This window comes from Ferranicluibacter rubi (assembly GCF_011603255.1).
Classification (GTDB): domain Bacteria; phylum Pseudomonadota; class Alphaproteobacteria; order Rhizobiales; family Rhizobiaceae; genus Ferranicluibacter; species Ferranicluibacter rubi.
Genome location: NZ_JAANCM010000001.1, coordinates 72,620 through 91,700, shown reverse-complemented (window position 1 = coordinate 91,700; position 19,081 = coordinate 72,620). Strand labels below are relative to the sequence as shown.

At 58.1% G+C, this 19,081-nt stretch carries 12 protein-coding genes and 1 tRNA gene; 8 read left to right on the top strand and 5 right to left on the bottom strand.

Going from position 1 to position 19,081, the window contains the following annotated elements; all coding sequences use genetic code 11:
- Positions 1–28 precede the first annotated feature (28 nt).
- Positions 29–1,495, top strand: a complete 1,467-nt coding sequence (locus G8E10_RS00420; protein WP_092986789.1) for a hypothetical protein — start codon at positions 29–31, stop codon at positions 1,493–1,495.
- Positions 1,496–1,751: 256 nt separating this feature from the next.
- Here the strand turns inward: G8E10_RS00420 and G8E10_RS00415 are convergent, their stop codons facing one another.
- Complete coding sequence (locus G8E10_RS00415) at positions 1,752–4,037, bottom strand: KAP family P-loop NTPase fold protein (RefSeq protein ID WP_132446323.1); 2,286 nt, start codon at positions 4,035–4,037, stop codon at positions 1,752–1,754.
- Positions 4,038–4,589: 552 nt separating this feature from the next.
- Positions 4,590–5,918, bottom strand: coding sequence for a DEAD/DEAH box helicase (locus G8E10_RS00410; RefSeq protein WP_092986793.1), 1,329 nt, complete (start codon positions 5,916–5,918; stop codon positions 4,590–4,592).
- On the opposite strand from G8E10_RS00410, the gene G8E10_RS00405 reads away from it, so the two are divergent.
- Positions 5,900–6,859, top strand: coding sequence for a DUF3387 domain-containing protein (locus G8E10_RS00405; protein ID WP_244529147.1), 960 nt, complete (start codon positions 5,900–5,902; stop codon positions 6,857–6,859). The two genes, G8E10_RS00410 and G8E10_RS00405, sit on opposite strands and share 19 nt — an antisense overlap.
- A 36-nt stretch (positions 6,860–6,895) precedes the next feature.
- On the opposite strand, the gene G8E10_RS00400 is transcribed toward G8E10_RS00405, so the two are convergent.
- A complete protein-coding gene (locus G8E10_RS00400; protein ID WP_092986795.1) occupies positions 6,896–7,831 on the bottom strand; it encodes an HNH endonuclease in 936 nt (311 codons plus the stop codon).
- Positions 7,832–8,228: 397 nt separating this feature from the next.
- Between G8E10_RS00400 and G8E10_RS00395 the strand changes: the two genes are divergently transcribed.
- From G8E10_RS00395 to G8E10_RS00370, 6 genes are all read left to right on the top strand, one after another.
- Entirely contained in the window at positions 8,229–9,428 is a 1,200-nt protein-coding gene (locus tag G8E10_RS00395) for a hypothetical protein (protein WP_092986797.1), read from the top strand.
- Positions 9,429–9,675: 247 nt separating this feature from the next.
- Entirely contained in the window at positions 9,676–10,716 is a 1,041-nt protein-coding gene (locus G8E10_RS00390; RefSeq protein WP_244529148.1) for a hypothetical protein, read from the top strand.
- A gap of 560 nt (positions 10,717–11,276) precedes the next feature.
- Positions 11,277–13,109, top strand: a complete 1,833-nt coding sequence (locus tag G8E10_RS00385; protein ID WP_343289687.1) for an ATP-binding protein — start codon at positions 11,277–11,279, stop codon at positions 13,107–13,109.
- A 62-nt stretch (positions 13,110–13,171) separates the two neighbouring features.
- The gene (locus tag G8E10_RS00380; protein ID WP_281517362.1) at positions 13,172–13,891 is read left to right on the top strand and encodes an ATP-dependent metallopeptidase FtsH/Yme1/Tma family protein; all 720 of its coding nucleotides are present in this window, start codon (positions 13,172–13,174) and stop codon (positions 13,889–13,891) included.
- A gap of 75 nt (positions 13,892–13,966) precedes the next feature.
- Positions 13,967–14,917: a DUF429 domain-containing protein gene (locus tag G8E10_RS00375; RefSeq protein WP_092986801.1), complete on the top strand. Its 951-nt coding sequence runs from the start codon at positions 13,967–13,969 to the stop codon at positions 14,915–14,917.
- A gap of 310 nt (positions 14,918–15,227) precedes the next feature.
- Positions 15,228–15,563: a hypothetical protein gene (locus G8E10_RS00370; protein ID WP_092986803.1), complete on the top strand. Its 336-nt coding sequence runs from the start codon at positions 15,228–15,230 to the stop codon at positions 15,561–15,563.
- 336 nt (positions 15,564–15,899) lie between these two features.
- Here the strand turns inward: G8E10_RS00370 and G8E10_RS00365 are convergent, their stop codons facing one another.
- Positions 15,900–17,768: a tyrosine-type recombinase/integrase gene (locus G8E10_RS00365; protein ID WP_244529152.1), complete on the bottom strand. Its 1,869-nt coding sequence runs from the start codon at positions 17,766–17,768 to the stop codon at positions 15,900–15,902.
- A gap of 356 nt (positions 17,769–18,124) precedes the next feature.
- Positions 18,125–18,198 (bottom strand) — tRNA-Gln (locus G8E10_RS00360).
- Positions 18,199–19,081: the final 883 nt, after the last annotated feature.

Sequence of the window (19,081 nt, the reverse complement as noted above, 5' to 3'; positions counted from 1 at the left end):
TCGATAGTGTTGGCGATCTGCGGTGTCCATGACGATGACTGTCGCCGAGTATCTTGCTGCCACTGAAGTGGTGTTCTGCCTCGACACCAACATCCTGATCGAATTCCGCTCACTGGCCGAGCTGCCTTGGAAAGAGCTTGCGCCAAACGCGACCTCGATCCGTCTTATCGTGCCAACCAAGGTCGGCACCGAGATGGATCAGCACAAGTTCAGCAGCGGCCGCTTGCGCAAGCGCGCCGCCGATTTCGCCGAACTGGCGCGCCGCATCGAGGATAGTGGAGACCGTCCGGTACGACTGTCGACGCCTGACGCCAATATTGCGGTGACGATCGAGTTCGGGCCGCTCTACCGCACCAAGGACCTTGATGGAGAGCGATTCGATCTTGACGATCCCGACAACCGTGTTGTCGCCGAAGCGACCGTAATCGCCCGAGACATTCCCGACCTGATCCTGCTTGCGGACGATAGTCTCCCTATTCGCCTGGCACGTCATGTCGGATTGCTTCATGTCAGGCCGCCCCGCACTTGGCGCCGGCCGGCAGACGGAGACGAGCGGGACGAGACCATCGCCGATCTACGGCGGCAGCTTGGTCCGCAACCGAACCTGGTCCTCAACTTCCCCGCCACAGCCGACCATAACCGCCGACATGACCTCGTGTCGCCGCCAGATGGCATCTGCGAGGACTGCGTCGACCGCATCTACCGCACGTCGCTGGCACTTGATCCGGAAGTGCCCCGATCAACCCTTGAGGCGAGATATCCCAGTGCGCGTCCCATGAGTTTGGGGGCCTACCAGATACCGAGCATTACGCCGGTCGGGGCTGTGTCTAGCGGCATGCTGGATCGCTACGAACAGGAATTCGACAGCTACCGGCGCCACCTCCATATCTGGGCGAGCGGCCTGCCCAAGATCTTAAGCAAGCCAGGCGTGATACGCCCCATCGATATCGAAATCAGTAACGAGGGAGATCGCGCGGCCGACAAGGTGCATCTTGAAGCAACATTATCCGGCCCGTTTCATTTCCTGGCCATCGACCATTTCGACGTAGCGCTCGAAGATCTGCTGGAGGTACCCCACGTGCCCAAGCCGTATCTGACACCCTATTTCGGCGACGGCCCCGGCCTCGGCACGCCGCGTGTTGATGCGTTTTACCCCCTTGATGAACCCGACGACGATGACGCCGACCCGAGTCGGAGGATATCCTGGCGCTGCGAAGAATTGCGCCAGGGCGTGCGGTTTACTTTGCCCTGCATCGTCGTTGCCGAGAAAGCTGAGGCCCAGGGCGCGCTTGTGGTCACTGCCCGTGGGGCCTTCCAGGCCAAGGCGGTTACCTTGACCGCACCTCTCAAGGTATCCGCGCTGCCGCACCCTGGGCCCTTTGCGAACTATCTCCTCGACCACCTGGCTTTGGTGCCGTTGCACTACCGTCGGGCACTGGCCGCAGAACTTTCGGTAACTGGCCGGCCCTGTACTTGCGCTGGCACTCAGGCTTGAACCCGAAGAATGGTCTGGAACGAACCGTCCGACCGCCTCGATCTGGTTTCGTCAAGGATTGCGGCAGACATGCCGCTTGCCAGTTGGCGCCCAGATAGAATAGCCCGTGGCCGGGCTTCGATTAAGCTACCCGTCGATCGGTTGAGCCTTTGAATGGCGGGTAGGCGCGCCCCTATTAGACGATCGACCTGCCTGTTGGGCATCCAGAAAGCCGCCGCTATTGGCAGCAAGTGATCTTGAAGCAAAGCAGAACTTTTCAATGCTCTGCTTTGCCGGACAAAGCCTTTGCGAGCGCGTCGACAGCTCGCCTCCCGAGCTCATCGGCAGGTCGTTTCAACATAGCGAGCCGTCTTTGTGCGGTGCCTATGCCTAAGAAATCCTCGATTGTGTTAAGCCGGATGGAATCCACGCTTCGTGAAACGAAGTCGCCCATCGTGTGACTGGTTCCCGTGGTCATTAGCCGTTTCAATAAAGTAACAAAGACCTCATCCGTTTTGACGGTGGCCTTAACCCAGTTTCGCGGTTCGTCCAAACTTTCGGTGTAGTCTCTCCAGCGGTAGAGCAATGAGCCGAGGTCGGAATCTTCGAGGAGCTTGTCCGGTGTCGTTGCGCGCTCTCGTATTTGCCGAACCCATTCAGCTTTCATCTCCTCAACTGTCTCCCTCTCAAGCTTAGGTTCGATACGCGAACCTTCCTCTTGCGACTCCGGGTCATTGAGGTGGATGATCGTAGCGGCGACGGACAATGCTTTGGTCGATCGGAACGCCGCGAGTGTAAGCGCTCCTCGCTCCTCCTTGGAGAGCCGATCAATGTACCAGCTTATCGCTCGCCAAGCGGAGGTCCACGGCGACCCAAATGGCGTCGCACTATGGTCGACAAGCTTCTGAGCGATTTCAAACATTGCTGGTAAGAGTACAGACGCCGTTGCAGTCGGAAGTGTTTCGACGGAATCATCAAGCCTCGATGCAAGAGAGCCTAGCAGCTCTCGACTTTCGACACTTTTGATTGCCTCGCTCAGCAGTTTTCCGTCTCCTGATATCTCAAGAAGGTCCGAAAACTCGTTCTCCGACATTTCACCTTGCGGGGTTTGCAGTTCAAAGTAGCGGGGAAAATATCTGGCCGTGCAGACGCGCTTGGCCGAGTTCCAGGAACTTAGCCAATCATTCCCATAGTGCGACCCACCAAAGGCCCATTCGGTTTTCGGAAATAGCTGCTTTATCGCCGCTTCGGCGAACGGTTGTCGTTGCGGATCAAGCGATGCAATCTGTTCTTTGATTCTGCTACGGTTGTCATCATCGGCGCGATCATCGCGGAAGCGTCCGTTTTGGAGAAACAAATCCCGGTCTCGGAAAATGGCAGAGTGTAGATCAGGTTCGAAGACCCTTAACGCTTCAAGGACAAGGAAGTCGACAACATTGACTTCCATCACCTGTCGACCCGTATGAAGCGGAAGGTGAATGGCAACGGACGAGACGTACCGTCGCGCATCGCGTAGGTTTTCTACATAGGGTTGGATGGCGCCAACCAACGCGTTCCCCCACCTGACGACTTCAAAGCCGTTTTCGGCGACTGCATAGGTGCCCATCAGTTGGTCTAGGTCTTTTGTCATTATGGAATGGACCATCGGCTTTGAAACAGCCGGCAAGTCGAAATTGGCCTGAACGATCTTTTTGAGAAACTCGCGGCCTTGCCCATTTGCGATAGGATCGAGCGCACGTTCAACGATGCTTGGTTGGAATAGCAGCACGAACACAATGTTCGGAAGATTTGCGTTGACCTTGATTTGGCGTATGAGCGATCGGATTTGCTCCGGTTCCAGCCTATCGATGTCATCAACGAAGATCACGAGCGGCTTTTCCAAACCCCGCAAACTGGATTCAAGGTCAGCGCGGATCTTGTCGACTGGCTCGGCCCATCGATCTTTTCCAAAGTAAAGCAGCAACCATCCGACGACCGGAAGCACAATACTTGCACCGGTTAGCCATCTAGCGACCGTCGCTGCCTCGGGCAATGACCATCCAATAGACGTCGCCAGCGCCACTACCGATGCATTCGCCAGGACGAGAGTGATGAGAGGCGCGTTCGCGCCGAGCTTCTTTACTGAGCCGGCGCTCCCAGTGAGCGTTGAGCCATAACGTCGGAACATCGCGGCGCGCTTTCCCGCATTCGAGGACAGTGCTCCACCAATTTTGTCCGCGATTTGCTGAAACAGAGCCTTGGCAATAGCCTCACCGTCACCCCACTGCCATGGATTGAAGTCCATCCAGTCAGCCGAGCCTTCGCGGCTGCCGAGTTGCTCTATGACGAGGTTCTTGAGTGACGTTTTCCCGGCGCCCCATTGACCTCGAACCGCGAAAACGCGGCCTTCCTCCAAACTCAGTTCAGACAGAATAGTCGCGATGCGTTCCGCGAAACTTACACGGCGAAGTAAGTCTTGACCTGACGCTTTGATTGGTACATCAGCTCCGATTTCAGTGGGACCGATGTCTTTCGGCACTTCCCTTTCCCCCGTCAGAAAGCGAAAGAAGGCAGAGAAGACCATTCGATGTCATCCATTCTTGATCGGGTGATTTAACGTCTTTTCTACTGGTTTCGGTAGCAGATAACCAGGGACCTCGGAAAGTTGATGTCGGCTTATCGCCGAACAAATTCACAAGCTGCCTGACAGAATACGGCCCCATTGCAGTCATTGCCTGCGGGCCCCAAGCTACCCTCTCCGTCGTCCTTTAAATGTGGCCAGTTGGCCCGCATATTGTCAAAGACGCAGCCTAAGTTCCTTGGAAAACGCCACTCTTTGGTCAGGGAGAAAGTCTCTGATTTGAAGCGCAAACTGGTCTAAAATAGTTCGCCCAGGTGGCCGAGATTCACACACGATTTTAGGGTGTTAACGGAAAGGCCTTGAAAATTCATCTATCTTCCCATCGCGAGCGACCTTTAGATGTCATCTTGTGCCCTGGCTTTGGGCATCAGTCGACAGCATGGGCACGCGGCAATAATTTCCGCTTCCCGCCTCAGTTGCGGTGCCGCAACGGCCAGTTTTTCGATCTGCAGGATAAGTTTTGGCCCGGACACAGTGATCTTCGAAAATCGGATACTATGCAATTTCGTATCCGCCATCCTTTGAGAGTTCCGGGAGAGCGGCCCCCTCTCGATTGAACATCGCGGCCATTGCATTCTGCACCGGATTGATGGTTGAGCGGCGACTATCGTTTTTCAGCATGGCCTGTAGTTGATCGGCGTCATCGTCCGTGTCGCCCATGGGCCATAGAACACTTTTCGCCAGATTCCGCTTTTTCGTCATCAAGCTGTTCAAAAGGCAATCGAAGGAATGCTCCTGGAAGGCCGGGTGAATGGCCATCGGCATATGCACTGTCACAGGTTTCGTTTGGCCGATCCGATGCACACGATCGTTGCACTGTTCCTCAACGGCAGGGTTCCACCAGCGCGATAGATGAATGACATGAGTCGCGGCGGTCAAAGTCAGGCCGGTTCCCGCTGCTTTCGGCCCGAGGACGAGGAGATCAAACCCTCGATCATTGGCAAGGTGTCGCTGAAAGCGGTTGACGATTTCCTGACGCCGGTGGATCGGAGTGGAGCCGTTAATCAGATCGACCCGCTCCAGTCCGAAGACATGTTTCACCAGGCTGATGAAGCGGTGCTGCATCTGAACGTGTTCGATAAAGACAAGCGCACGCTCACCTCTCCCCCGGATCGTTTCCAGCACGGAGAAGCAGGAAGAAAGGCGGGCAGACATCTCAATGAAGGCTTGGGCCTCCTCAGAGGCCGTAATAGCGGGATGGACCGAAACCGTACGAATGTGGTGTAGCATCTTTAGGGCGCCGCCTCGGCTGCTTGTCGCGAGTTTCAAGCGGGCATCTTCGTAAGTCCGCGAGTGATGTTCGGGCATAAGCCGCGGCCGCAGAACTCTCCGCTTAATCGGCAGATCACGAGCGACGTTTTCCTTAAGACGGCGCCGCGCCATGGGTGGATGACCGTCCTTTCCACTGAACACGAGGTTGCTCAGTTCGCTCATGTTTCCTTCGTCAGGGCTTTTGAATCGCGCCCGGAAATCGCGAAGTGTACCAAGTGGTCCTGGAAACAGTTGCTCGAAGATGGCCCAGAGGTCGATAGTCGTATTTTCGATCGGGGTGCCGGTCAGGCCGATGTGGAAATCCGCGTTCACGGCGACACCGGCTTTCGCGCGCAGGCTGACTGGGTTCTTCAAGGCCTGAATTTCGTCGAACACGGCCACGCTGAAGGGGATGGCGCCCAGTGAGTGCTGATAATTCGTGAGCGTCGTGTAGGTCGTCAGCACCCAAAAGTCATGTCCGCGGCCTTGGCGGATCGCATCTTCCAGAAATCCGAGTTCGAGAAGTGAATCGCCGAACTCTGTATCCATTCCCCGTGCACCAATCTTCTTCATTGCGCCCGTCGCACTGCCATAAGCCCTTCGAGCGGCTCAGAGCACTTGCAGACGGCATCGACTGGATCCTGAGGTGGCAGCAGGCGGAGGCCGCGAAGGTCGACAGTCAGGAGGCCAAGAAACAGGCCCACCGGCGATATCAGGATGCCGTTTTGGAACTCAGCAAGGCATATGCACTTGCCTCTGCGAGTGATGATGCCGCCGAGATCAGGGATGAAGTGGGCTTCTTCCAGGCTGTTAGAGCCGCGCTCGTCAAGACCACGGCCACCGGCAAGATCTCCGATAGGGCAAAGTCATTGGCTGTCGAGCAGCTTCTCAATCAGGCTGTGGCCAATGCCGAGATTGTCGACATCCTCAAAGCTGCGGGCCTCGACAGTCCCGATATTTCCGTTCTTTCCGACCAATTCCTCGCCGACATCCAGAAGATGGAGAAAAAGAACCTTGCCCTGGAGGCGCTGAAAAAGCTGCTGAACGGCGAAATCAAGAGCCGCTCGAAATCCAACGTGGTTGAGGCCAAAACCTTCTCTCGTCGGCTAGAGGAGGCCGTAGCGCGTTACCATGCCAACGCCATTTCCACCGTCGAGATGATCCAAGAACTCATCGCCTTGGCAAAGGAGATGCAGGCTGCCTCCGCCCGTGGCGAAGAGATGGGGCTAACTCCAGAAGAAATTGCCTTCTACGATGCCTTGGCGGGCAATGACAATGCCGTTGAGGCAATGGGCAGCGAGCAACTTCGTGTCATTGCCCACGAACTCGTCGAGCAGATGCGCGGCTCGGTCACCGTCGACTGGCAGCACAAGGCAAGTGCGCGAGCGAAAATGCGGATTCTGGTGAAGCGCATTCTAAAACGGTTCGGCTATCCGCCGGACTTGGAGCAGGAGGCTGTCCAGACGGTACTGGCTCAGGCGGAACTGCTGCTGCAAGAAATCGCTGTTAAGTAGATTATTGATCGTACTCGCCGGAAATAATTTCCGCTATCATCCCTTGAAGACCGTGTTCCGATGATGCCTCAGAAACTGGGAATGCGGCCGGTCTTCAAACCGATCTGGCAAAATCAAGCGGAGATCAGAATTGATCAACCTTCGCGCCGTATCCGGAACAGATCCCTCGGCAATGAGAATGCTGTAGTCGTCGTCGACAGAAATCAGCCCTCTATCGAACATCCAATGCACTGTTCCGGACAAAGCGATGCCGTTGCGAACACTATCGGGGCCGTTGTCGGCAACGGGACGGATGTGCGCAGCCTCGACTTCGGAGCGTCCGCCGCCGTTGATGAGTTTGAGGCCGGTGACGGCGCATGTATCGCGGTACGCAGTCTTGATCGCGGCGGAGAATGCACGGTCCCTGAACGGCCTCTGCACGACTTGGGATATGAGCCGGCGCTCCACGAATTCAGGCTCATAGGCAACCTGGTTCTGCTCGCGAAACCCGTCATTCGCCTGTTCGGCAGGGTCAGGAACCGGCCGAGTCCGGTCTTTGACGCCGAGGACATGGGCGAAGCCCGCAGCTAGGATCAGGTCGTATTCGGTCTCGGGCATGGTCCGCACCGCGCGACCAAAAGCACCTTTGTTCGTCGAACCATCGGCCTTTTGGAGCCCGCTTTCATAGTAGTGGCTGCCGTCCTTGAATGGCACGTCATGATCGAACGGAAGAAAATCCTCGATGAGCGCGTAAAAGTGGTCCGGTTTGGACGGATCTGAGATGATGGAAGCTATGCGTGCCGTCGCGAAGTAAGCCTGCTTGCCTCCTGTACGCATCAGGTCGCCGCTCGGACGCCGTGGTTCGTAATAGACAATCCAGTCCGATAGAGCGGCCTCGACCTGACGCAGATACGTCCTTGGAAAATGATAGCGCTGCTCAGGCAGGTCGTCATAGGTCGGATCGATTTTCGTCGTCAGTACCGCTTTCGTCATCGCGCCGTCTCCTGCCCTGAAGCGGTCTACCAGGCGCGTAGATGTGGCGAAATAGCAATCCTCAGCATCGCAGTGGCGGTAACACCTGTTACGCCTGAGCCTCACTCTTTTGGACGGCATGGCCCCCGGCACTCTCCAAACCACCTTCATCAACGTCTCACCAGGACAAAAGGCGGCCTTAGATACTTGAAGTATCTCTCACAGCAAAATAATTTTTTTCAGTTATTAATACGGTTAATTTTGGCAAGAACGAAGGTTAGTTATAAGTATATGCAGGCGCTTTTCTTTGGCGTGCAGACTGATGAAATTTGACAAGCGTATGATTTAGAACGACAATAAGTGAATTCACAGTGCGAAAGCGTTGTGGTGATCTGAAACGCGTTTGAAGGATAATCATATGAACGCCACCATCACGACTACCAAGTTCGACTACGATGCATACGATATCATTGAGGATGATAAAAGGAGACTTGAAGATAGCGCATCCCATATCTACCAGCTCGGTCGGAAATCGACAGAGCAGGCCTTTCAACTTGGCGAGCATCTTGAGCATGCCAGTGAGCTTCTTCCAGAAGGTTCATTCGGAAAGTGGGTTGGGAAGCGATGCGGGATGACAGAGCGTCACGCGCGAAATTTCCGCGCAATTCATCGTGTCCTCGCGCCATACCGGCCTCGACTGGTCGATCTTGGCGTCAACTCCACGGTGCTCGTTCGACTGACGGCGGCAACGGATGATCAGATCGAGGCTGCCATCGATCTGTGCAGAGCGAACGGGTCGATCAAGGTCAAGGACGTGCAGGCGATCCTGGCTATGGAAACCGACGACAAGCCGACGCCGACAATCGACCCTGCGGATGTCGGCGGTGTAGATGGCCTCAAAGCATTGATTGTCGCGAAAGTGCGGGAAGGGCTTCGGCTGTTCCTCATGCACGTTGCAGAGATTCAAGCCAAGATCACCGCAGCGCTTTCTGGCAAACGCGTGGTCAAGTCAAAGCTTGCCGACGAGGTTGTGGTCGTTACCCGTCTTGCGAAGGCGGAACTCAAGAGTTTGGCGTTGTTCGTACAGCCGGGTGGGTTCGATCCGAGCGTCGTGTGGGACACCACCTTTGCAAATGGAAGTCACTGGGCTCGAGTATTCAGTGTTCTCCAAGACTTGGGCGGCATCGATAGCTGGCCAGAAGCGACAAAGGTTCGTTCTTGGCTAGAGGTGGACGTTCTTCCGGCTCTCGACTGGGCAACCGCGAAAACCAAGATGCCGGTCTGGCTGGATTCAGCCGCCATCACTCCGTCCGACGTCAGCGGCGTCACTGTGGTGCCTGAAGATGGCAAGATCGCTACCCAGGCCCCAGAATCCAAGCACCGGCAGACGGAGCTCGCGCTGAACAGTGCGTTCAATTCCGGACACCGGGCGGTTGCTCGCAGTCCCGCTGTAGCCGATGTTAAGACTAAGGCTTGGCCGTCGCTCGTATCGGCTCACGCTGACGACGACGAGACTTTGGGAGCCTTCTTCTCAAAGGAGGATCTTGGGTCGGATATCGAGACGCGCGATTTCCCCCAACTGACGGCCTCAGACATCTTGCCGGCCCATTCGCTTTGAAGCGAGTATCGGGAGCTGACATCGTTAGCTCCCGGAAACACTTACCCGTAAGCACCTATCAACCTCGTGAGCCCGAAATTAACCGTGTTCGGGCTCTGTTCTCATCGAGCTCACCGAGGTCCTTGAGATCCAGGTATGGTCCTGTCATCTCTAAACGCGTTCCAGACGGGAACATGAACGGCCCGAGCCGGTGCGCCAACACCGACAAGGGCCTGACCCTCCGCCTTCTTAGAAAAGGAATCGGGCTATGAGTACCCATACTGCCTCTGTCTCTACCGGGGAAGCTCCCCAAACCCTTCGCCGTTTCGGCATCCGTGCATCCGTTACGGCCGTCGAGCCGCCAGCGCTTCGGCGCTTCCCGCACAGCGTCCGCTTCGCAGAGGTCGAGGCCGACCTCGAGCTTCTGCTCGACAAGGCGATTGCCGCGATTGCCGATGGCGAGCCTGCTGATGACGAGATCCTCGGTCACTACGTCCATGTCGCCTCTCTGGTCCGCGCCATCAGCTTCCGGGAAGGCAAGCTCCTGGAACAGGCAGTCGAGCGCCTATCGAAAGCGAACCCGGATCTCATCGTGCTGACGCAGTCGATCAAGCTTCCACTCGTGAAGACGGCGATTGAGGCGATTGCCGGAAACGCCTGGCATGATCTCGATGGCATTAAGCTCGACTGCGAGGCCCCGGCTAAGGGATCCTACACCCCGGACTTGATCATCGTGAACCGCGCCCGGCACTCGGCTTCTATCTTGGATGTCAAGCGTTCGCTCGCGTCCTACGGCGACACGAGCCGGCTGGAGGAGTTGAAGGCAAAAATGATGGCGGCTGCGATGATCCTGCCGGACTGGCTGTACAAGACCCAAAAGCGGACCATGGTCGATACGGTTGGTGTTGCCATTGTCGATGGCGCAAGCCGTCCGAGCAGTCATGAGACCGGCATCTGGGCCTTGTCGGAGATCGACGACCTGCTGGAGATCGATGGTGCGGCAGCCTGCATGGCCGAGCTTCGCCGTCGCTTCGGCATCCGGGTGCAGCAGCTTCTCGAAGCGGAGGCCCGCAAGGCGCTGGGTCTGGCCGGGGTGGCACCGGCCGCCATCACGGGCGTTCCACCAGCCGGGATCCGTCGGGCGATGATCAACCTCAACGCTCTTGGGTCTAACAGCGACGATGGCGATGAGGATGTCATCCTCCCCTTCGAGGCTGACGAGCAGGATGAGCCCGCGGAGGATCTGCCGCCGATCCGCCAGCCACAGCGCATCCGCGTCGGCTTTGCCCGTCGGCTGCTCGATAGCTGACCGACCGCTGACTGTGCTGCGGCGTGAGGACATGTCCTGTCGCGCCTCCAGCCTTTCATCTCGCATCATCCCCCTTCTATTGCCGCCGTCCCTATAGGACGCTGCGTGCGGAGCTTTGTCCCCATGTCATCCTCAGACACATCCCTGCCTTCATCCCGACGGTCCACAATCCGCTGCGATGCCGCCGAGGCGGAAACACAGACTTCATCCGTCTGTGAGCGCCATCTTGATCCTGCCGTGCTGATCGGCCTGTCTCTTGCCTATGCCCGGCGACGAGCAGCGGTGCCTGCAGCAATCGCCTTGCCGTTGACGGAGCTTGCAGCCAAGGGTGATGCCACCTGCCGCCTTGTCTCCGACTGGCTTGCGACGCGCTCGAACTCCGCGTCTCGACCCTCTTATAGCCGCGGCCGCGCGCGCTCGCGGTTTCCCAAAACGGCAATTATTGCCGCGACCGGGGAGGGTACCCGATGAACAGATTGTCCCGTTTGTTTGTCCGTCGCCTGCGTCATCTTGCAGCCCGCGATACCCGCCGTCATGCCTCGGCGAATGGCTTGATCGCCGTGTCGAGCATCGACGTGCAAGGCCATCTCGTGCGGCGCTACACCCCGGCCTTTAACACCGGCTCGCTGACATTCAACCGGTCCGCGGATCTTGCCTGGCTGACCCGGACCTTCGGCTCGCTGTTACTGGACGCTGTCAAGCCGGAGGCCGATGGAGCGGCCGCCGTTGTCGCGCAGTCGACCACCAAACTGTCCGGCACGCCTTCCAGGGCGGTCAGCCTGCGAGCAGACACAGCCCTCGATCTCCCAGAACCCATTCCCGACCGGCGTGCGTACGCCACGACGCTGGTCGGCTTGGCAGCGCCTCCCGTTCATGTCGCACATCTTGCTACCGCCTTGCTCATCGCCCGCGCCATCACCTCATTCCGCATGACGCTGCGACGCGTGGTCGAGATCATCCGGCGACCGGCCCCAATCATCGTCCTGCGATCACAGGTGGAGGGGACACAGGACGCGTTCTTGCGGCTGATCGAGATGACTGGTCTTGTCCCGTCAGGTCCCTATGCAGGTCTGTCCGGCGACAGTTTCTATGAGCGCGACGTCGGTGGCTTTACGGACATGGCCCTTCGACGCCGCTTCGTGTTCTTCCAGGGAAAAGAAACTGGCCGCGAAAGCCGGGCCATGAAGCGCGGGCTGGCGGCTGTGCTTGGCAAAGAGGATCCGATCCTTGCCATCGCGCACCACGTCACCGACATCCCAGACCAGATCTCGGCGGCAGCCGACTTGCATCTCGATGCCGGCGCGGTCGATCGGGCGTTCGTGGTCGATCTCTTCGAAGCGGTCTATGGCGATGTCGACGGTATGGTCTTAGATAACCCCCATCTCAGGGCGTTCGATGCGAGTGTGTTGACGCTTGACGATCTCGCCCTTGCGCTGCGACCCGGCCGACCGCGGGATGAGGCTCTGGTTGCCCTCCGCCAGCTTGCTGCGTGCAAGGTTCAGGGCGAACGCGGTGAGGATACCAGGGACAATCGAGATAGGTTCCCAACTGAGCCCGCGACAGGGCAGGGGACAGCGAGGGAAGGGAAGAAGGCTTCGGCGGCTCCCTCGTCCAGGAAAGGCAAACCGTCAGGCGCTGAGGTTATTCACCCGCAACCTACTCCCGGCGACCGTGCAGAGGGCGGCAAGCCACCGGTGACCGTCGAGACCCTGTCGGGCTATGGCGCAGCGCGAACCTGGGCGCTCGATCTCGGACGCGATCTTGGTGACTACCGAACCGGCGACCTCGGCTGGGACGAGATGAGCACCAAGCTGTTGCTGTCTGGCCCGCCAGGAACCGGCAAGACCAGCTTCGCACGGGCTCTGTGCAACACCTTGCAGGTCCCGCTAGTGGTGACATCGGTCTCGACCTGGCTGCAGGGCGGCCATCTCAACGATGTCATCGACCGGATGTCGCGAACCTTCGCCGAAGCGCGCGATCACGCACCATGCATTCTGTTCATCGACGAGATCGACGGGATCGGGAAACGGGTCGATCCCAACCGCGAGTACAGCGAATACTGGAACGCTATCGTCAACAAAATGCTCGAGCTGCTCGATGGCGCAGTCAGATGCGAGGGTGTCGTTGTGGTCGGTGCGACGAACAGGCCCGAGCAGATCGACAAGGCAATCAAGCGTTCCGGCCGGCTGGAGACGCATATCGAAATCCCCAAACCCGACATTCCGGCACTGGCCGGGATCATCGCCCATCATCTCGGCAAGGACGTCGATGTGGTGCTGCAGACTGCCGAGCTATCGAAGCGGCAATGGATCGATACGGCGGTCGGAAATGCCCTTGAGGAAGAGACGTTCGGTGCGCCCGTTGATACCGATCAGGAGGGAGCCCGAGCATGACACCCATCTCCTCGATCATGACGACAACGTCGAACGCTTCCGGCCTTCAACCGACGGATGCCTTGGCCCCGGAGACCGCGCCGCTGTTACGGCAGCTTGCAACCCGCGCGATGGGCATGACCGGTGCGGATATCGAGCGGATCGTCCGGCAAGCCCGGTTGACGGCACGCCGCGAGAAGCGGCCGTTGCGCTATGATGATATCGAAGCCGGCCTTCGCAATCACCGACCGACCCTGCCCTACGATGTCAGATGGCGCTACGCGATCCATGAGGCGGGCCATGCCGTGGTGCATCACGCGCTCGGTCTTGGCGATGTCACCGGACTGACGATCGACGCCAACGACGGCGGTTACAACATCCTGAACTTCAGCGGCGGCAGCGCGGGCACGCTTGCTTGGCATGAAAACATGATGGCTATGCTGATGGCTGGTCGGGCGGCCGAGTTGCTTTTGCTGACGTCAGCTTCCACGGGATCGGCAGGTGCTGACCACTCCGATCTCGCCAAGGCGACCGACCTTGGACTGGCGATGGAGACAAAGCTTGGCTTTGGCGGCGTTCGGCCGCTGCTGTATTTATCGCATCCCGTTCCGGAACAGGCACTGACCTCTGATCGGAATCTGGCGAACCGCGTCCACGTCCGCATCGAGACAGGGCTGGAGCTGGCAATGGAGGTGATCAAGCTCAATCGGCCGCCAATGGACGCCCTGGTGAGAGCCCTGTTCGGTGCCCAGGCACTGGACGGTCCGGCAGTCATGGCGATCCTGCGGAGGTCCTATGACTAGCGGTGCATCAGGATAACAGCCTCAAAAGCTCATTGTTCTGATACAGATGTCTCGGAGCAATGGGGGCGCAGAGGTATGACCATTTCGGTGATCGCGCACTGTGACTGGAGCATCGACATGTCCAAACGTTGGATGGCGGTCGCGGTCGCGGCGCCGCAGAGCGGCTGGGTCATCGGCGTGCCTGAGCCTGTCGGCGACACTGCGTCACTGATTGATCGCCTGCAACGTCGTGCTGTCATCGGAGGCTCAGTGTTGGTTGGCTTCGACTTTCCAATCGGCTTGCCGCGATCCTACGGGCAGAAAACCGAATTCAAGTCCTTCCGGGATGCGTTGGCAGGGTTCGGCAAGGGAGCTTGGTCTGATTGGTACAAGGTCGCAGAACACCGCGACCAGATCTCGGTCCATCGTCCTTTCTATCCGATGGGTCCGGGCGGAACGAAACGCGCGCATTTGCTGGAGGGACTTGGGGTCAACGAGACCGCGGATCTGTTGCGGCGATGCGAGCGTTCGACGGCTGATCGCCAGGCGGCGTGTTCACTGTTCTGGACACTCGGCGGCAATCAGGTCGGCAAGGCAGCTCTGGCCGGCTGGCGCGAAGTCATCCTGCCGCGCCTAGACAACGTTGGCCTCTGGCCGTTCGATGGCAGCTTGCTGGAATTGACCGCCGTGCATCCCGTAGTCCTAGCTGAGACCTACCCAGGCGATGTCTACGCCCAGCTCGGCATTCCGCGCCGACCGGTGTGGAGCAAGCGGCAGCAGTTCGGCCGTCGCGCTGTCGGCAACCACCTCCAACGCTGGATCACGCGGCGAGCGCATGTGGATGCCTCAGCCATTCTCGAACTCATCGAAGATGGATTCGGTTCGGATAAGACCGGCGAAGACAGATTCGACGCGACAGTCGGACTCTTGGGCATGATCGATGTCGTCACTGAAGCAAGGCCAGAAGGCGCCCCGACCGACGATGCCGTGAAAACATGGGAAGGCTGGATTTTGGGGCAGGCCAGCTCTCGCGGCGACCTGACTTGAAGCGAGTCGACTTTTGGCAAACTCAGGCTGATGTGCCTGCAACTTGAAACACATTGCGATCATTCGATTCTAAACTGCGGATTTCTGATTCAAGCTTTTGCGCAAGCGATTCCGCAAACGCCGTTTGCAGCCGCTCGGAGCCGTGTAACTCTCCATGACGTGCAGGCACGTTGACTCAAATTGCGTTTGTTCGATTCAAAACTCGGCTGAACCGATTCCAAGTTCCGGAATTCCGATTCACGCGGAAACGCCTTGCGCCGGTGGGGCGGTCCTCTGACCATTGGTAGGAGCCAACAACGCAGGAGGACATATGACCCGGAAATCTGAAGCGGTGCGGAACCGTGAGCAGAAGGAGCGACAGCGCACACTGAGGGCGAAGCAGAAAGCAGAGAAGCGACCGGGCCGTGATGATGTGGCGCGCGTTCTTCTGCATTGGTTCATCCGCGGTGCAACGGTGAAAGGTCGCGAGCATGAACTCGACCGCACCGGAGAGATCATCGTCAAGAGACTGGTCGAACAGGGGTTCGACGAGGCCGCGTCCTACGCCGTCTTCGATGCCCTCGTCGATAAGTACGGAGGCAATGCCTGGGGCTTTCGAAGGAAACCGCATCTTCTCTATCCGCCAGAGGTCAATCAGGATGAGTGATTGCCAGGCCGCTTCAGCTTGCCTGTTTCTCCCGTAAGTCGCCCCGACTGGTGCAAACGGCGTTCAAGTGACACGACTGTCTTCCCCCCATTACTTCTTAAAACGCCGTTTGATTCTGAATCGTTTTTTTCAAGAGATAGCTGACTGGCTCGGCGACACGCTACGTACGACCGGGATTGTCCAGTCTGTAGCGCAACCCGCCGAAAGCTTCCTCGGACGGAGCAGAGGTATGAGACGTCAACGGTCTTGAGCAGCTATGGGACGGGCTGCGGCGCACGATGTACGCATAGGCACAGTGAGCACTGCCGAGGAAATGATTTCCGGCCGGCTTGCTGGTTATTTACGACCCGGTCGTGCCCACGGCGGCGGTTGTTTCTTTCTAACCCACGGCAGTAGATTGATGTCTCGAGGCTGGATATCGTCCGTAATGATCGGAAACTTTGCTAGGGCATCGCGCATCAAGGAAATACCGGCAACATCGGTATATCGATTGTTGGTTTCACCGTCGCTCAGTCGTCCGGAAAGGTCATCGATGATCGCCGGAGGAACGCCCCTCTGTTTCAGACTGTTGGAAAGGCCGTGCCGAAGTGCGTGAAGCGAGCGCTGCCAAAGAGCCTCACCGAGCGACTGCTGCATCACCGGTATGAATTGATCGTAAAAGCGATCGCCTGGATCATTCTCCGTCAAATGTGAGAATAGATCTGGGAAGAGCGCGTCGTATCCAAGCTTTTTGATCTCGGTCCTGTATTGGAGGAAATTCAATCGGATGAGTTCATCCGGCAGCGGGAGCAGCCTGTGTGATTGGATGGTCTTGATACGACGAAGCTCATTAGCCCGGACATCGACAACCCAGCCGTTTTCTGTCTCATACACATCATTCACCCCCAGGCCGGCGAGCTCCTTACGGCGCGCACCGAGGTAAACGAAAAGCAGCGGCATATAGAAAAGGCTGTCGTGATACACGACGTCGCCAGATTTTTCCCGCTCCTCCCAGCCAGCGCATCCTGTGAATATAGGGGCAGAGAAAATCGGTTTGATATCCGCGGGTGTAGGCTTGTACTGTTGGGTTCTGATTGAACCGGGCTTTGGCTTCTTTGGTCGAACGCCTTCGAACGTCCAGTCGAGAATATTGAACCCGTTACCGCGAAGATGCTGGAGGAATGTCTGAAGATTGGCAAAGTGCTTTCGGATGGTCTGGGCACTCAATCCCACCGGGGATTTTGCTCCCGATGCTTCAGCGTCCGCTCTCATCTGCAGACCTTGCTTGCGCAGGTCGGCAGTTGACAGAGCTCGGAGCTGCGAGCTTTGCCCCCATCGTGTCGGTATGTCGTTGAAGTGCTGCCGCAAACGGCCGATGTGATATTGCGTGATCTGTCCAGAATGCGCGACGTCGTGTTCCTGAAGGACGCCGGTGAATATGCGCACAAGAGCGCGCGCGTCATTTGCTGTCGCCGCCTCCCACTCGTCCTTCTTGTTCTTGACCAGGTTCTCGCACTCTTGGGTGAAAGCTGAGATGGGCAGGTCGACAAGCGTAGAACGCGCAACCTCTCCGAAATCTACGTTCCTGAGCTCCTCCTCAGGTGGCGTAGAGAGAAGTGTGAGATCGGGTGCAGTATGAGTAAGCCGAAAAGGCACTGCCTCTGAGTCTGCAGACGACGCCGAGGCTTTCGTTTGATGGGGTTGGTCCGATGACTGGTCTGCAGTTTCTCGAGGCGGTGATCCGCCCGTAAGTTCACTGAGGTTTTTGTCGGCTAACGGGTAGCGCTCGTCCGTCGCCATCAATGCATCTGCTCGACCACGGAAAATATTCATAGCTGTCCGCTCTTGGTTGAGCGCGCTGTCCGGGATCTCGAACTCCTTCATGATGGCACGAAGGCGATTCTCGTGTCCCTTATGAAGAAATTGAGATCTGGCCGAAGCGTAGTCTGCTTTGATGTTGGCGATATGTGCGTCAGGTATCCCGTTCCTGTCCAGCAGGGCGCGCCCTGGGCATCCATCGTCCAGAGTAAGCAGGGTATGGGGCCCGAAGTTCTCAAGCAGCCGGTACGCCCAACCGTTCTCCAGGTCCATCTCCACGTCTGTGATGTCATGGGGTCTTCCGCGACGACGGGCCGCAAAGGCGATGCCCTCGAGATGATCCATCATCTGGTCTCGTTCGGCCGCACACAATCTTGCCAACTGATCCTTCGTCGTCGTTCCTGCCATCGATCCTACCTTCAAGTCCGCTAGAAGGGTGTTGAGGCGCCTCGCCATCATATGTGCCTTTCTATGATCGGAGGCCTGAAGAGAGAGTGAAAGCCGGCTGCCTGCTGGGCAGAGGAGGAAACTGCGCGGAATCCGCGGCCGCCAATAAAAGATATTTCCCCGACGGATGAGGTTCTCGACGTGGTGACGAACCGTCATGAGGCTCTAGCCCTTTGAACGACCCTCAGTGTTGCCCTCGCGCGAAGCGATGGACACCACCTTTGGGCATCAGTTCTGGGCATCAGGTCGCAGTTAATGCCCAGAACGGGATCCAAAAAGGCCGAAAAAACAAGAAATTCAGGGAAAAATGAGAAAGCTGGCTGGGGAACCTGGATTCGAACCAGGACTAACGGAGTCAGAGTCCGTGGGTCTACCGTTAACCTATTCCCCAACGCGCGGGCTGTGCCCGTCGGTGTGCCGGGCTTATAGACAAAAGGAGGCGGGATGCAAAGGGGGTTTTTGAAAAACTTTGCGGGATGGTCGAATGGGGTGGTTTTTGTTTTGGGAACCGGAAGGTTTCAGGGGGAAACGGGGCGGTTTGGCGGGGTGGATTGTCGTTTAGGAAAAAGCAGTTGGCGAAAGGCGGGCGCGCTGGTAGAGTCGGGGCAACGAAAATCGAGAGAGCGTCTTGAGCGACCTGTAAGGCTTCGCGCGACGCGGTGGTAAGATCAGTGAAAGACCCCGAGCACGGCGATACGCCGTATGAGAGCGGGGCGTCGGCAGCGGCCGGAAACCAGGGGCAATCCATCCCCGGGTCCGGCAAAGCCAAGCGCAGGCGTCGTAAGGCGGCGCGCAAGGGCTCCGCACATGCCAGCTCCCCACATAACCAAGGCCCCTCCGTATCTGGAGCAGGCCATTCCGGACAGACCGTTCTGGACGGCGAACCCGTGCGCAAACGCAAGCGGCGGCGGCGGACGAAGTCCGCGTCTCCAGGCTCTGCGCAGGGGCGTGGCGCTTTGCATGGCGATGGTGCGGTTCACGGCGCCGACATCAAGGCGTCCGGTTCGGACGCGCATGTTCGCGGCCCTCAAACACAGGATGGCCCGGCACGTGATCTCCAGGCGCGTGATGCACGCGATGGGGATGCGCATCGTAGCGGCGCGTTCGAGGGTTCGCGTCCCGCTTCCGGTCGCCGGTCGGGCGAGCGACGGGACGAAGCGGGTAGTCATGGTCATGCGGGTGGCGGCGCAGGTGCCGCGGCACAGGATGCAGGTGGTGCGGCCGGCGCTTCGCGCAGCCATCCCGATGGCGGCTCGGCGGCACAGGGCGCGTCC

Bases quoted from the DNA above. Each gene is read 5' to 3' on its own strand.
- G8E10_RS00365 (WP_244529152.1), bottom strand. From the start codon at position 17,768: ATGGCAGGAACGACGACGAAGGATCAGTTGGCAAGATTGTGTGCGGCC.
- G8E10_RS00415 (WP_132446323.1), bottom strand. From the start codon at position 4,037: ATGGTCTTCTCTGCCTTCTTTCGCTTTCTGACGGGGGAAAGGGAAGTG.
- G8E10_RS00370 (WP_092986803.1), top strand. From the start codon at position 15,228: ATGACCCGGAAATCTGAAGCGGTGCGGAACCGTGAGCAGAAGGAGCGA.
- G8E10_RS00410 (WP_092986793.1), bottom strand. From the start codon at position 5,918: ATGAAGAAGATTGGTGCACGGGGAATGGATACAGAGTTCGGCGATTCA.
- G8E10_RS00390 (WP_244529148.1), top strand. From the start codon at position 9,676: ATGAGTACCCATACTGCCTCTGTCTCTACCGGGGAAGCTCCCCAAACC.
- G8E10_RS00375 (WP_092986801.1), top strand. From the start codon at position 13,967: ATGACCATTTCGGTGATCGCGCACTGTGACTGGAGCATCGACATGTCC.
- G8E10_RS00420 (WP_092986789.1), top strand. From the start codon at position 29: ATGACGATGACTGTCGCCGAGTATCTTGCTGCCACTGAAGTGGTGTTC.
- G8E10_RS00395 (WP_092986797.1), top strand. From the start codon at position 8,229: ATGAACGCCACCATCACGACTACCAAGTTCGACTACGATGCATACGAT.
- G8E10_RS00400 (WP_092986795.1), bottom strand. From the start codon at position 7,831: ATGACGAAAGCGGTACTGACGACGAAAATCGATCCGACCTATGACGAC.